This window comes from Mucilaginibacter sp. P2_A4, assembly GCF_056405015.1.
Genome location: NZ_JBFUCX010000005.1, coordinates 307,538 through 322,027, shown reverse-complemented (window position 1 = coordinate 322,027; position 14,490 = coordinate 307,538). Strand labels below are relative to the sequence as shown.

Annotated in this window: 13 protein-coding genes; 10 read left to right on the top strand and 3 right to left on the bottom strand. The window is 40.4% G+C overall.

The features are described 5' to 3' along the window. Positions 1 to 70 precede the first annotated feature (70 nt). The 3 genes from AC1DYB_RS12485 (at position 71) to msrB (ending at position 4,601) form a co-directional block, all read left to right on the top strand. On the top strand, positions 71 to 3,286 hold the full coding sequence (locus tag AC1DYB_RS12485) for a TolB family protein (protein WP_477435294.1): 3,216 nt from the start codon (positions 71 to 73) through the stop codon (positions 3,284 to 3,286). Positions 3,287 to 3,400: 114 nt separating this feature from the next. Beyond that, positions 3,401 to 3,994 (top strand): fasciclin domain-containing protein, encoded by a 594-nt coding sequence (locus AC1DYB_RS12480; RefSeq protein ID WP_477435292.1) that lies wholly within the window; start codon positions 3,401 to 3,403, stop codon positions 3,992 to 3,994. A gap of 133 nt (positions 3,995 to 4,127) precedes the next feature. Continuing rightward, positions 4,128 to 4,601, top strand: coding sequence for a peptide-methionine (R)-S-oxide reductase MsrB (msrB, locus tag AC1DYB_RS12475; protein WP_477393991.1), 474 nt, complete (start codon positions 4,128 to 4,130; stop codon positions 4,599 to 4,601). Here msrB and AC1DYB_RS12470 read toward each other — a convergent pair. Further along, positions 4,591 to 4,947 carry a GIY-YIG nuclease family protein gene (locus tag AC1DYB_RS12470; protein ID WP_295719766.1) on the bottom strand — a complete coding sequence of 119 codons (357 nt, stop codon included), beginning with the start codon at positions 4,945 to 4,947 and terminating at the stop codon, positions 4,591 to 4,593. The genes msrB and AC1DYB_RS12470 overlap by 11 nt on opposite strands. Before the next feature lie 86 nt (positions 4,948 to 5,033). Here AC1DYB_RS12470 and AC1DYB_RS12465 point away from each other — a divergent pair, with 86 nt between their 5' ends. The 5 genes from AC1DYB_RS12465 (at position 5,034) to AC1DYB_RS12445 (ending at position 9,081) form a co-directional block, all read left to right on the top strand. Continuing rightward, entirely contained in the window at positions 5,034 to 5,810 is a 777-nt protein-coding gene (locus AC1DYB_RS12465) for an XRE family transcriptional regulator (RefSeq protein WP_295719768.1), read from the top strand. A gap of 75 nt (positions 5,811 to 5,885) precedes the next feature. After that, the gene (locus AC1DYB_RS12460) at positions 5,886 to 6,266 is read left to right on the top strand and encodes a hypothetical protein (RefSeq protein ID WP_295719770.1); all 381 of its coding nucleotides are present in this window, start codon (positions 5,886 to 5,888) and stop codon (positions 6,264 to 6,266) included. Positions 6,267 to 6,389: 123 nt separating this feature from the next. After that, positions 6,390 to 7,520 carry an aminotransferase class I/II-fold pyridoxal phosphate-dependent enzyme gene (locus AC1DYB_RS12455; protein ID WP_477435290.1) on the top strand — a complete coding sequence of 377 codons (1,131 nt, stop codon included), beginning with the start codon at positions 6,390 to 6,392 and terminating at the stop codon, positions 7,518 to 7,520. Then, a complete protein-coding gene (bioD, locus tag AC1DYB_RS12450) occupies positions 7,510 to 8,127 on the top strand; it encodes a dethiobiotin synthase (RefSeq protein WP_477435288.1) in 618 nt (205 codons plus the stop codon). The genes AC1DYB_RS12455 and bioD overlap by 11 nt, the downstream gene beginning before the upstream one ends. Positions 8,128 to 8,193: 66 nt before the next feature. After that, complete coding sequence (locus tag AC1DYB_RS12445; RefSeq protein ID WP_477435286.1) at positions 8,194 to 9,081, top strand: 3-hydroxyacyl-CoA dehydrogenase family protein; 888 nt, start codon at positions 8,194 to 8,196, stop codon at positions 9,079 to 9,081. Positions 9,082 to 9,189: 108 nt separating this feature from the next. Here the strand turns inward: AC1DYB_RS12445 and argS are convergent, their stop codons facing one another. After that, entirely contained in the window at positions 9,190 to 11,118 is a 1,929-nt protein-coding gene (gene argS / locus AC1DYB_RS12440) for an arginine--tRNA ligase (RefSeq protein ID WP_477435284.1), read from the bottom strand. Between the two features lie 62 nt (positions 11,119 to 11,180). Continuing rightward, complete coding sequence (locus tag AC1DYB_RS12435) at positions 11,181 to 11,810, bottom strand: hypothetical protein (protein ID WP_477435282.1); 630 nt, start codon at positions 11,808 to 11,810, stop codon at positions 11,181 to 11,183. A 114-nt stretch (positions 11,811 to 11,924) separates the two neighbouring features. Between AC1DYB_RS12435 and AC1DYB_RS12430 the strand changes: the two genes are divergently transcribed. Together AC1DYB_RS12430 and ctlX are read left to right on the top strand one after the other, a co-directional pair. Then, on the top strand, positions 11,925 to 13,367 hold the full coding sequence (locus AC1DYB_RS12430) for an arginine deiminase family protein (RefSeq protein ID WP_477435280.1): 1,443 nt from the start codon (positions 11,925 to 11,927) through the stop codon (positions 13,365 to 13,367). A gap of 103 nt (positions 13,368 to 13,470) precedes the next feature. Then, positions 13,471 to 14,397, top strand: coding sequence for a citrulline utilization hydrolase CtlX (gene ctlX, locus AC1DYB_RS12425; protein ID WP_477435278.1), 927 nt, complete (start codon positions 13,471 to 13,473; stop codon positions 14,395 to 14,397). The last annotated feature ends 93 nt before the right edge of the window (positions 14,398 to 14,490 follow it).

Sequence of the window (14,490 nt, the reverse complement as noted above, 5' to 3'; positions counted from 1 at the left end):
TATTGATTGGCAGGCTCCTGTAGCCTGCCAATTATTCGTTAAATTGGCCATCATCTATTTAGTTTAAATTATGAATAAAAACTACTCATTTTTAAATACAGCTAAAAAGTTCCTCTTCATATTTATTTGCCTCTTTAGTTTGTTGCTGATCAGCAACAGCGCAAAAGCACAATATTTTGGTCAAAATAAAGTACGTTACAAAAACCTCAAATTCAAGGTATATAAAACCCCGCATTTCGAAATCTACTATTACATCAAAAATGATAGCATGATCAAACGCTTTGCCCAGGAAAGCGAATTATGGTACACCCTGCATCAGCAAGTTTTTAAGGATACATTTAAAACTGCCAACCCTATAATTTTATATGCCAATCACCCGGATTTTCAGCAAACTACGGCTATCGACGGCGAGATTGGCGTGGGTACAGGCGGTATTACCGAAGGGTTAAAAAACCGGGTTGTAATGCCGGTAATGGAAACCAACCAAATGACCCGCCATGTTATCGGGCACGAATTGGTGCACGCTTTTCAATACCATGCCTTGTTAGGAAAAGAAAACGAAACTTTTGAAAATATTAACAATATCCCCCTATGGATGATTGAGGGTATGGCGGAGTACCTTTCATTAGGTAAAAAAGATTCATACACGGCCATGTGGATGCGTGATGCTTACCTCAACCATGATATCCCCACTGTTAAAGACCTCACCGAGAGTAACAAATATTTCCCATATCGTTACGGAGAAGCATTTTGGTCGTTTTTAGGATCAACTTATGGTGATACCGTAATTGTACCTTTCTTTAAAAACACAGCGCGTTACGGTTTGGCCTACGGCATAAGGCGCACTTTTGGGTATGATGATAAAACACTATCCCGTCTTTGGAAAAACTCTATTGAAACAACCTATAAGCCATTTTTAAAAGATACAACGCAAAAACCAGTAGGCATTAAATTGGTTGACAAAGAAAACGGCGGCGACCTGGTAGTTGCTCCCGCAGTAAGTCCCGATGGTAAGTATGTGGCGTTTTTATCGGCCAAAAGCCTTTTCAGCATTGATCTTTACCTGGCAGATGCCAAAACGGGTAAGATTTTACGAAAACTCACCAGCAAGGTATCTAATACACATATAGATGAGTTTAACTTTATCGAATCGGCGGGCGCATGGTCGCCGGATGGTAAGCGGTTTGCTTTTAGCGTATTTAGTAAAGGCCGAAACCGGATGGAAATAGTTGATGTAAATAGCGGAAGCATGCTTGATGATGTATCAATGGAAAAGGCGGAGCAATTTAGTAACCTTTCATGGTCGCCTAACGGCAAGGATATCGTTTTTACAGGGCTTTCTGAAGGACAGAGCGACTTATACTCCTACAACTTCGATACAAAAAAAATCACCCAGCTCACCAATGATAAATACACCGATTACCAGCCCGCTTATTCAAGGGATGGCAAAAAGATCATTTTCTCAAGCGATAGATCAACATACGACCAATCGTTAGAGCAAGCTATCACATTTAACCTTGCTGAACTTGACCTTGCCAGCGGAAAAGTAACTGACATCAAAATATTTAATGGAGCCAATAATTTAAATCCGCAGTATTCCGCAGATGGCACCCAAATCTACTTCCTTTCAAACAGGGATGGTTTCCGCAATATGTATCGCTATACCATGAGTACCGGCCAGCTGGAACAGATGACAGATTTGTTTACCGGAATTTGTGGTATTACTGAATTTTCACCAGCATTAAGCATATCTGCAAATGATGATGTGGTTTACTCCTATTATCGTGCTCAAAAATATGCCCTGTATAATGCCAAAGCATCAGCATTTAAACCGGTTACTTTACAAGCACAGGCAGTTGATTTTAGCGCAGCCATGCTGCCTCCTTCACGCGCTGTAGGGGTTGATCTGATCAATTCAAACCTGAACAACTTCCTGGCATACAAAAAAATCCCTACCGATTCTGTAAAAGAAATTGCATATCATCCCAAATTCAAGCTCGACTACCTCGCAGGAAGTGGCGTTGGGGTTGGTGTAAGTAGTTTTTACGGCACCAGTCTTTCCAGCGGCATCCAGGGGGTATTCAGCGATATATTGGGTCGTAACCAAATTTTTGCGGCCGCATCAGTAAACGGTCAGATCTATGATTCAGGCGCGGCTATAACTTATGTAAATCAAACCGGCCGATGGAACCTTGGTACAGGTATTTCACATATCCCCTACCTGTTTGGCTTGCAAACCCAAACTTTTCCTAAGCAAAATGTAGGTGGTAAAAATGTTACCGTATTATCACAAAATACCGATATCATCCGCAACTTTGAGGATGCTGCCAGGGTTTTCACCTCCTATCCTATCAACAAAACAACCCGCTTTGAAGTAAGTGGAGGCGCATCATACAACTCCTACCGTGTTGACCGCTACAGTACCGTGTACAAATTAGATACGGTAATTAATGCTGATAAAAGCCAAACTATTAACACAACCCCTATAGGCAGCGGGAAAAATAAAATACCAAATGGCGAAGAAAGCGCGCTGCTCAATTATAATTTAAAATCATACTCGCTTTTGCAATTATCCACCGCTTTGGTAGGTGATAATTCCTTTTTTGGGGTTACAGCGCCATTAAATGGTTTCAGGTATAGGTTAGAGGCAGGGTATAACTTCGGCACTTACCACTTTTTCTCACCAACTATCGATCTCAGGAAATATGTACGTGTTGAGCCGGTAACTTTTGCAGCCCGTTTCTTTGGTTACGGTCGCTTTGGCGATTCTAACGGGATCTATCCATTATTCATAGGATATCCATTTTATATCAGGGGATACGAAGGGCAAACCTTTTACAATAACAACAAAAAGTCGTCAAATGGCTTTAATATTGATCAGCTGTCGGGAAGCAGAATGGCTATATTTAACTTCGAGACACGATTGCCATTTACCGGACCAGAGAAGCTGGCCCAGATCAAATCAAAATTCCTGTTTACAGATCTGAACTTATTTTTTGATGCCGGTTTAGCCTGGAACGCGGGAGATCATATCTATTTCCAGAAAAATCCGCCGGTTTTGGGCCAGACACCCTCAATTGATGCCAATGGAAACCCACAACTTGATAGTAAAGGCAACCCCGTTTTAAGCAACACCTATGGTCGTGTACCGGCCTTAAGTGCTGGTATATCCTTACGGATAAACGTTTTTGGAGCGTTTGTGTTAGAGCCGTACCTGGCTATTCCATTTAACCGTACTGACGTTAGCAAGCCCGTATTTGGCTTAGGTTTTACACCTGGATGGTAAACACATTTGAAATTAATATATTTGCGCGGCCTAAGGCCGCTTTTTTTTTATTAAAATTAAATTAATAAAAACACTTGAGTATTTGATTGTTATACTTTATAGACATCCGTTTTTATGAAAAAATTATTATTGCTTGTTATCACCTCTCTATATTGTTCAGTGTTGTTTGCGCAGGGTCCGTTAGTTTCCGTAAATCCAAAAGCCATAGGGCCGCTTAGAGTAATGGCCGGCGATGGCATGTTACCCGCCAATGATATCATCAAAAATATTGCCTTATCAAAAGAGCTATCTACATTTTATAATTTTATAAATAAAACCAACCTGGCTGCAACTTTTCAAAGCAGGGGCCCTATTACCATGTTTGTGCCCGCCAATGATGCGTTTTTAAATTTACCTGATGGCAAACTCGATTCCCTGATGAAACCCTCGTACGTTTGGGAACTTACCCGCCTCATTAGCTATCATTCTATTCCCGGCCGGTTCAAAGCCAAAGACATTGAAAAGGAGATCAACAAAAACAAGGGAACAGCTACATTCACCACCCTTACCGGTAACAAACTAACAGCAAAAATTGATGCCAACCGTAATATTGTTTTAATTGATGAGAATGGTGGCGAAAGCATTATTAGTCGTTTTGATATTGAACAAAACAACGGCATGCTGCATGTGGTAAACAAGGTATTACAGCCCAAGGTAAAAACCATATAATTGTACCAATGGATGACAATCCACCTGAAATATAATTTCGTATTTTAAGTATAATAGATTGTAAGGATCGGTTAAGTTTTGCGACTAACCCAGGTACGATCGAAATTAAAAAAAACTTAAAATGAACAAGGTAATGAGAAAATCGATTTTTGCTATAGCTATACTAAGCATTATAACAGCTTTTGGCTGCCAAAACAGTAATGGGCAGGCTAAACGTAAACTAAGCAAACCCGCGGCGGAGTGGAAAAAAACACTCACACCAAACCAATATTATATTATGGTTGAAAGTGGCACCGAGCCACCTTATAAAAACGATTACTGGAACAACCATGAAAAGGGTGTTTATGTAAGCGCGGCCACAGGCGAAGTATTATTTAGCTCTGAGGATAAATTTGATAGCGGTACAGGCTGGCCAAGCTTTGTAAAAGCGGTTGACCCTAAAAAAGTTGCCGTTGTTACCGATAACAGCTACGGCATGAGCCGGGATGAGGTTATCGAAAAAAGCACTGGCTTACACCTTGGTCATGTATTTGACGACGGCCCTGCAGACCGCGGCGGCAAAAGATTTTGCATGAACTCAGGCGCTTTAAAATTTATTAAAAAGTAATAGTCCTCCTGTTAGCATTTACAGATGGGCGTAATTGTGGCCTTACACGAATACCGCTCTCAAACTTTAAACCAATGGTCAGATCTACCCAGTCGGGGTTAACAGGTCTGATCATTTTTTCTTTCTGAGGCCTTGTAAAAGTGCTCACCACTTTAAAGCGTTCCATTGCCTGCTCTTCGGTATTTATTTCTTCAAAATAAACTAAACGATTGAGCTGCTGTGCGCTGTCAAAAAACAAAGTTGGCATGTCGCTGTAAAACTGCAATGTTTTTACCAGGTCTGAGCATAAACCTACATGAAGATTTTTCCTGTTTCTGTCGGTGATGATATATACAAAACGTTTCATTTTTTGATAAAAAATTTGGTGAACGAATAAATATTACTAACTTTATGAGCATAAAATTACTAATAAATTTAGCAAATGCAAATTTTATGTCAATAATTTCACAAAATATTAAATTCCTTCGCAAAAAGAAGGGAATTACCCAACAGCAATTCGCTGATGAAGTAGGTATAAAACGCTCATTAGTAGGTGCTTATGAAGAGGAACGAGCCGAGCCCAAATATGAACTACTAAAAACATTAGCAATATACTTTGACATTAGCATTGATGATTTTATTAACGAAACCATCAACGAAAAATGGGCGCCCAAGCCAAAAGGGAATCCGGCTAACCTGCGCATACTCAGTATCTCTGTTGATAAAGAGGATAACGAAAATATTGAAATGGTGCCGCTTAAAGCCAGCGCCGGATATTTAAATGGCTACGCCGATCCGGAGTATGTTTCCAAATTGCCTAAGTTTTATTTACCTATGTTTAAACAGGGTACTTACCGGGCCTTTGAAATAAAAGGAGATTCGATGCTGCCTATCCTATCCGGCGACATCATTATAGCTGAGTACCTGGAGAACTGGGCAGACGTTAAACCCGGCGAAACCTATATAGTGATATCAAAAAATGATGGGGTGGTATATAAACGCATTGGCAACAAATTTAAAGACAATAAAAAGTTAAAGCTGATATCTGATAACCCTGTTTACGAACCTTACGAAATTAACGGCGAAGACGTGCTGGAGATATGGAAAGGAAAAGGCTATATATCCACCCATTTACCACAGCCAACGCCCGAGCCTACCATGGAAAGCCTTACTAATATGATGGCCCAGATGCAGCGTTCGATATCAAACTTACAGCAAAGCAACAATTAAGTTACATCGGCTTTCTTAAACCATTACGGCATATCTTTATCATAGATTAAAACGTAAATTAAATTTAAAAGAGCTATGAAAAAATTTCTGTTGATGTGCTGTTTCCTGATGGGGATTGCAGCAGTAAGCCATGCACAAGGTGGTGGTATGAGAAAAAGCCCCGAAGAAAGGGCTAAGGATCTGCAAACACAATTAAAGCTAACTGACGATCAAACTACCAAAGTAACGGCTGTTTATAAAGAGCAGGCAACTAAAATGGATAGTGTAAGAACTGCCGCCAATGGCGACAGGGATGCCATGAGAAGCGCCATGATGCCAATGAGAAAAGCTACAAACGATAAAATTAAAGCCATTTTAACACCTGAACAGGCTACTGCTTTTGATAAAATTCAAAAAGACATGATGGACAGGATGAGACAGGGCGGCGGCGGCGGAAGCAGCGGCTCTCAAAATTAATGTGATAAATGAAGCGGCGATAAGCCGCTTTTTTTATTTTTGCATAAAGCGTTTAAAAGTTAAAAGCCCAATGCAAAGCTTAAAGCTAATTAAACGCCGATACTAATTATTGTTTAATATCCATTGAGATTAGCAAACGATTACCTTAAAAGCAAACTTGATGAACGAAAATCATCAGGCATATACAGAACTTTAAAGCCCGAGAACAGCCTGGTTGATTTTTGCTCTAATGATTACTTAGGCTTCGCCCGCTCGGTATTTTTAAAAGAACGCATTGAAGCCGAAATTAAAAGCCACCCGCTAAGTTTAAACGGCTCCACGGGCTCCAGGTTACTCTCCGGAAATCTTCAATACGCAGAGGAGCTTGAATATCAAATAGCAGCATTTCATGGTTTTGAGGCAGGCCTGCTTTTCAATTCCGGCTATGATGCCAACCTTGGTTTATTATCATCTTTAGCCCAACGCGGTGACACCATTATACTCGACGAACTGATACATGCCTCTGCCATTGACGGAGCGCGCTTAAGTTACGCTACCCGATATAGTTTCAAACATAATGATGCCGAGAGCCTGGAGGCCAAATTAAAGCTATCTAAAGGCAACTGCTATGTGGTTGTAGAAAGCATATACTCCATGAATGGTGACTCATCGCCATTGAATGAAATTTTAAACATTACCGAAAAATACGGCGCCCATTTAATTGTTGATGAAGCCCATGCCGTTGGATTATATAAAAAGGGACTGGTAAATGAACAGGGACTGCAAAACAGGGTATTTGCCTCGGTAGTCACTTTTGGTAAGGCCCTGGGTTGCCACGGCGCAATTGTATTAAGTAATAACTTACTCAGGGATTACCTCATTAATTTCGCCCGTCCGTTTATTTATAGCACCGCCCCCTCCTTCCATCATTTAGCGTCGATAAAAATAGCCTATGAGCTATTGAATACTGCCGAAGAAGAGATCTCCGGTCTAAAAGAAAACATCCACCTATTTAAAAAACAGGTTGACCAATCAGAGGATACTCCCATGCTTTTAAGCGATAGCGCAATTCAATGTATTATTTTAAAAAGTAACGACAAGGCCCGTGAAATAGCAAACACCTTGCAATCAGCCGGTTTGGATGTGAGACCCATATTGAGCCCCACAGTAGCAGCCGGGGCTGAACGAATAAGAATATGCCTGCATAGCTTTAATACCCTAAATGAGGTAAATTTGCTTACCGACACTATAAACAACTTTATTAATGCACGTTAAACAGCCCATATTTATTACCGGTATTGGTACCGGGGTAGGCAAAACCATTGTATCAGCTATTATAACCGAGAAACTAAAGGCAGATTATTGGAAACCCATTCAATCAGGCGATCTGGATGACAGCGACACCCTGAAAGTTCAAAGCCTTGTATCTAACCAAATTACAAAATTCCATCCCGAAGCTTACCGTTTAACGCAGCCTTTCTCGCCCCATAAATCGGCAGCAATTGATAAAGTAACTATCAATAGTCAAAACTTTACGCTACCCCAAACTGATAACCAATTAGTTATAGAAGGTGCCGGAGGATTAATGGTACCTCTTAATGATAATTTTTTAATCATCGACCTCATCAAACAGCTAAATGCCAAAGTGATACTGGTATCACAAAATTACCTGGGCAGCATTAACCATACCCTATTATCATTACATGCCCTTAAAACATATAACATCCCTGTAATGGGTATAATATTTAACGGCGTAGAGGACATTTATTCAAAAAGCTATATACTTAACTACTCCGGTATTACCGAGCTTGGGCAGATACCAATGTATGATACCCCCAACAAAAAATCAATCATTGAAGCTGCCGCATTTATTAATTTGTAAAGGATAATCCGTACTTGGCGAAGCAAATAATTTAACTCAATTTAGCATCACATAACCTGGTAAACGATGAAAAATATTACTGTTATCGGCTCGGGAACTATGGGCAACGGCATTGCTCATACTTTTGCTCAGCATGGCTTTGAAGTATCATTGGTTGATATTAACACCTCAGCATTAGATAAGGCTGTACAAACCATTGCCAATAATCTTGATCGCCAGTTAAAAAAGGGGAGCATTAGTGAGCAGGATAAAGCAGATACGTTAGGCAGGATAAAAACCTATACCGATATTAAAGAAGGTGCAGCCAATGCAGATCTGGTGATTGAGGCAGCCACCGAAAACCGCGAGATAAAACTTCAACTATTTAAACAGCTTAGTGATATTTGTGGTGACGAAGTGATCTTAGCTTCCAATACATCATCCATATCTATTACAGAAATTGCCGCCGTAACCAAAAATCCGGGTCAGGTAATAGGTATGCACTTTATGAACCCTGTACCTGTAATGAAACTGGTAGAAGTAATAAAGGGGTACGCTACAACCGATGCAGTTACACAAACCATTATGCAATTGGCCAAAACGCTGGATAAAGATCCGGTTGAGGTAAATGATTATCCGGGTTTTGTGGCTAACCGGATATTAATGCCCATGATCAACGAAGCCATTTATACCCTTTACGAAGGTGTAGCCGGTGTAGAAGAAATTGATACCGTGATGAAATTAGGCATGGCCCACCCAATGGGTCCCCTTCAACTGGCCGATTTTATTGGGCTTGATGTTTGCCTGGCCATATTAAAGGTTTTGCACGATGGTTTCGGCAATCAAAAATATGCACCCTGCCCTCTACTGGTTAACATGGTTACCGCCGGCCACCGTGGCGTAAAAACAGGAAGCGGCTTTTATAAATATACCGCCGGCAGCAAAACCCTTGTAGTTGCAGACAAATTCAGTTAGCAGTGGGCAGTAATATGCAGTGGGCAGTTTGCAGTTAGCAGTAGGCAACCGTGCTAACTGAAACCTGCTAACTGAAAACTGTTAAACTGCCCCCTGCAAACTGAAAACTTACATTCGTTCCGGCACATCAATACCAAGCAAACCCATTGCTTTGCTGATCACCTTTGCTGATGACGCGGATAGCTGCAGGCGGAATTGTTTTAATACCTCATCCTCTGCCTGCAATATTGATTTTTCGTGATAGAACTTGTTATAGCTTTTGGCCAGTTCATAAACGTAGTTGGCAATTATTGCCGGGCTATATCCATTGGCTGCCTCCCTGATTACTGTCGGGAATTGGGTAAGCAAAACGATCACATCCCGTTCTACCCCGGCCAGTTCTGTTATTTCAATATTTTTATTTGGCTGATATGCTGCCCTGCTCAGTACCGATTTGATCCGGGCATGGGTATATTGAATAAATGGGCCCGTATGTCCCTGAAAATCTACCGATTCATTAGGATCAAACAGCAACCTCTTTTTAGGATCAACTTTAAGTAAGAAATATTTAAGCGCTCCCATACCAATGGTATTGTATAAAGCAAGCTTGTCCTCTTCAGAAAACGCATCTACCTTACCCATGGCCTCAGTTTGCATTTTTGCAGTAGTTTCCATTTCGTCCATCAGGTCATCGGCATCAACTACCGTTCCCTCACGGGATTTCATTTTCCCCGATGGCAAATCAACCATCCCGTATGATAAATGGAACAAGCCATTGGCACCTGCTTTACCCAGTTTATGAAGTATCAGGAATAGTACTTTAAAGTGATAATCCTGTTCGTTACCCACCACATAAATAGACCTATCCATGTGGAAATCATTATACTTTAACTGGGCGGTACCCAAATCCTGGGTAATGTAAACCGATGTACCGTCTGATCGTAACACCAGTTTTTCATCCAATCCGTCGGCAGTAAGATCAATCCATACAGAACCATCCGGCTTTTTAAAGAAAACACTTTTTTGCAGGCCTTCCTCAATAATATCCTTACCTAATAAATAGGTATTTGATTCATAGTAGTATTTATCAAAATCAACACCTAACTGCTTGTAGGTTTCCGCAAAGCCAGCATAAACCCAGCTGTTCATGGTTTTCCATAAATCGAGAACTTCCGCATCGCCTGCTTCCCATTTTTGGAGCATTTGCTGAGTCTCAACCATTAATGAGGTAACGTTTTTGGCAATCTCCTTTATCTTGTCTTCTTCAACACTAATTTTATCTGTTAATTCGCCAATAAGTTTGGTTTCAGTATCGGGCGTAGCATATTTTTTTGCTTTGAGCTTATCAATGCTTATCAGCAGGGCGTGTATTTTTTCCTTTTGATTATCATTAAATAGAGACAAATCATTTTTTTCGTAAACGCGTTCAAGAATGGGAGTCAATTGCTTTTTTAACTCCTTATCAAACAACACATAATATTTACCCACCAAATGATCGCCTTTTAAGCCAGATGATGCAGGTGTTTCGCCATTGCCAAACATTTGCCAGGCCAGCATAGATTTACAGATATGAATACCACGATCATTCACCAGGTTAACCTTAACAACATCATACCCGGCAGCAGCCAGAATCTGCGCTACCGAAAACCCTAAAAGGTTGTTGCGGATATGGCCCAGGTGCAGTGGCTTGTTGGTATTTGGCGATGAATATTCCACCATTACCTTTTGTCCGTTTGGTTTTGCTACCGCGAAATCATCCGGAAGTATCTCATTATATAATTGACCAATCCAATATTCGTCGCTTAACGAAATATTTAAAAACCCTTTAACTATATTAAACGCAGCTACTTCTTTCAATTCAGCCTTTAGATACTCGCCTATTTCGGTACCGGTTTGTTCAAGTCCTTTACGGGAGAATTTAGTAAACGGAAAAGTAACTATTGTAATTTGTCCCTCAAATTCTTTACGGGTTTCCTGTAAGCCTATTGCCGCCGGTGCTACATCTGTTTGGTACAGGTGCTTAATTGCTTTAACGGCCGCATCAATAATAAAATCCATGCGGCAAAATTAATTAAATTGAGGATACTGGCTGTAATAAATTTAAGTGGAGAAAAAAGACTTTATAAAGCAGCAAGCTTTTTCTTTTTCCATTTAACAAATGCGGATAAATCTTTAAGCTCTAAAAGGCCTTGCGCCTCAAGATCACCGTGAGGCAATTCCTTAATTTCGATGTAATCAATATCCATTGCGAATACTTTTTCGCCCAACGCTGTATCCAAAACTTTGTAAACTGCAGCTTTTAACCATTTACTATTTTTCACCAATTCATAATTAGGTAAGCATATTCTAAAGCCTAAGGACTTTGGTTTGTTTTTATTATCCAACGGTAAAAACCACATTTCAAAAGGTTTAAGTTCTACGTCTTCAAAAACAGTAGCATTGCCCAAACCTCGCGCTGGCATAAACGCGATGAATGACCACCCCTTTAGATCGGGCGCGGCTTCAATTAGCTCCTCTACTTTGTCGAAATAATCAACGTCACCTTCAGCGGTTATAACAAACTCCTGGCTTTCACCATGTAATCCGCCAAGATCAAAATATAGCTTGTCGCAGAACAGATGCAATTGCTCCAATATACTGTCAAGCAATTCTTCCTTGTCATTTTCATTAAGATTGGGATTGTTTATTTGAGTTAATTTATCCTGGTGCTGTTTAAACCAGTTCCAAAATTGTGAGGTTGTTTGCGACATGGTATAGTTTATACCCAAACATAAGAATATTTTAAATCGCCCTATCTCAAATTTACGCGGCCACCACATTTTCTTATTTAATTTCTGATAGATTTGTGTTTGATATACTTGTTTATGGCACTTAAAAATTCTGATTTTAAAATAGATGTAACATCCGAAATTGGCACCCTGCGTACGCTGCTCATCCATAGCCCCGATAGTGGCCTGGGCAAAGTTGTACCATCAAAAGCACAGGACTGGTTGTTTGAAGATATTGTGCACCTGGATACCATGCGCCGCAACGAGTACGATTACTATGTAAAATTGTTACTCTATTTTTTAGATCCGGATAAGATAAAAGGCAAACTCCGCCAGGTTGAAAACGATTACGACCGCCTGTTTTTTAAGCCTGATAACGAAAACTTCCATGCATCAAGCAACGTTATTGAGATACAAACCCTATTGGCCGATATTTTAGAACAGGCCGATATTCGCAAAAAGCTGGTGGCATCTGTTTGTGCTATTGAAAGCTGCAATTACCGCCTGCAACAACAACTTATAGATACCGACCCTGTTGAACTGGCTAAAATATTCATATCAGGATCATTAAGTAACGAGGAAATGATCTTCGCCCCTATTCCAAATCTTATTTTTTCGAGGGATTTAGGGATAGCGGTTAACAATTTTATGCTGCTCAATAAGCCGGCAAAAAAAGCCCGTTTCCGCGAAACCTTGCTCATGAGGTATATATTTTTCAATCACCCATTGTTTGCTGATTATCAGAACAACATTTTAGAAATTCCCGAAACAGCCCAGCATTTTTTACGCCCCGGCGAGGATAACCAGGGAAAAACCACTTTAGAGGGCGGTGATGTGATGATGGTTAGTCCGCAACATTTGTTAATAGGTTGTAGCGAGCGTACTTCCATTACCGGCGCCAACGAAGCCATTAAGTTGCTGTTTGAAAATGATGTGGTAAAAAAGGTAACCATTGTAAAAATTCCGCATAAGCGCGATTATATGCACATTGATACGGTATTTACCCAGGTTAAGCGTAATACGTGGGTATTGCTGCGCTCGCTGGCTGTTGCCGAAGCGCCGTTGGAAGAACAGGAGCCGATGTCATGGTTTACCGATAAAAAATCAAAGGACCGTACCGAGATAGTTCAGTTCAGAAAAAACAAAAAAACAAAAATATTTAACTGCCTGGAAGATCTTTTGACTGATATTAGTCAAAGAGATTTGGAAAGTACCACAGAAACTCAATTCATTTATTCGGGCAATAACACTTTCCCATTTGATGCACGCGAACAGTGGACAGATTCATGTAACCTTTTAGCATTAAAAGAGGGTGTGGTTTTAGGCTATGACCGTAACGATAAAACTGTTGAAGCCTTTAAACAAAAAGGCTTTGAGGTGATAAAAGTGAATGAGCTGCTGCAAAAATTTGAAACCGGCGAACTTGATCCGCAAACTTTAAGTGATACCTTAATTTTAATGCCTTCGGCAGAACTTTCACGGGCACGTGGTGGTTTCCATTGTATGAGCATGCCGCTTTTAAGGGATAAGGTAGTCTGAACCGGAATTAAACGAATTTATGAATGACCAGAATTTTAACTGCATTTGAATTGGAGAAATTTCTTAATCCACTCCATTCCTGTTCAGAAAAAAACTATAACCAATGACTAATCAACAATCAACCAGCAACATATTAATGATAAGGCCGGTAAACTTCGGCTTTAATGAGGAAACTGCCGAAAGCAACGCTTTTCAAAAACGCAATCCAGATCAGCAGGCTGTGCAGGATAAGGCACTGGCAGAATTTGATCACTTTGTAAAAACGCTTCAGCATAATGGTGTAAATGTTACTGTGGAGAACGATACACCACAGCCTTATACGCCCGATTCTATCTTCCCAAACAACTGGGTGTCATTTCATAATGATGGCAGCGTTTTTCTGTATCCTATGCAGGCAGAAAACCGCAGATTGGAACGCCGGGAAGATATCATAACCGACCTGGAAGATAAATTTAAAGTTGCCCATGTAATTGACCTGAGTCGCTTTGAGGCTGATCATAAGTTTTTGGAAGGTACCGGGAGCATGGTATTGGATAGGGAAAACAAAATTGCATATGCATGCCTTTCGCCCCGTACAGATAAAGAGGTTTTGGATTTATTTTGCGAACAGACCGGTTATCAGTCTATCAGTTTTGAAGCAGCCGATCAACATGGCCAGGCTATCTACCACACCAATGTTTTAATGTGCATAGGCAGCAAATTCGCGGTGATATGTGCCGATAGCATTCCAAATCCACATGAACACATTGTGGTTTTAGAATCACTTAAATTAACAAAAAAAGAAGTTGTCACCATCAGCTTTGAGCAAATGAACCGGTTTGCAGGCAATATGCTGGAGGTAAAGAATGATAAAGGCGAAACGCTTATTGTGATGTCGAAAAATGCTTTTGAAGCATTAGATGAAGAACAAAGAGCAACACTGGCAAAATATGGCAAATTGGTTTATGCCGATATCAACACCATTGAAACTAATGGCGGTGGCAGTGCAAGGTGCATGATGGCGGAGGTACATTTACCCTTTATTTCGTAGTTAATGGTTTCTATATTATAGCTAATTTTCGCTTTGCATCCTCAAGGTTCAGGTTCTGTGAACCATCAACTGTGAACCATTAGCTATAAGCAA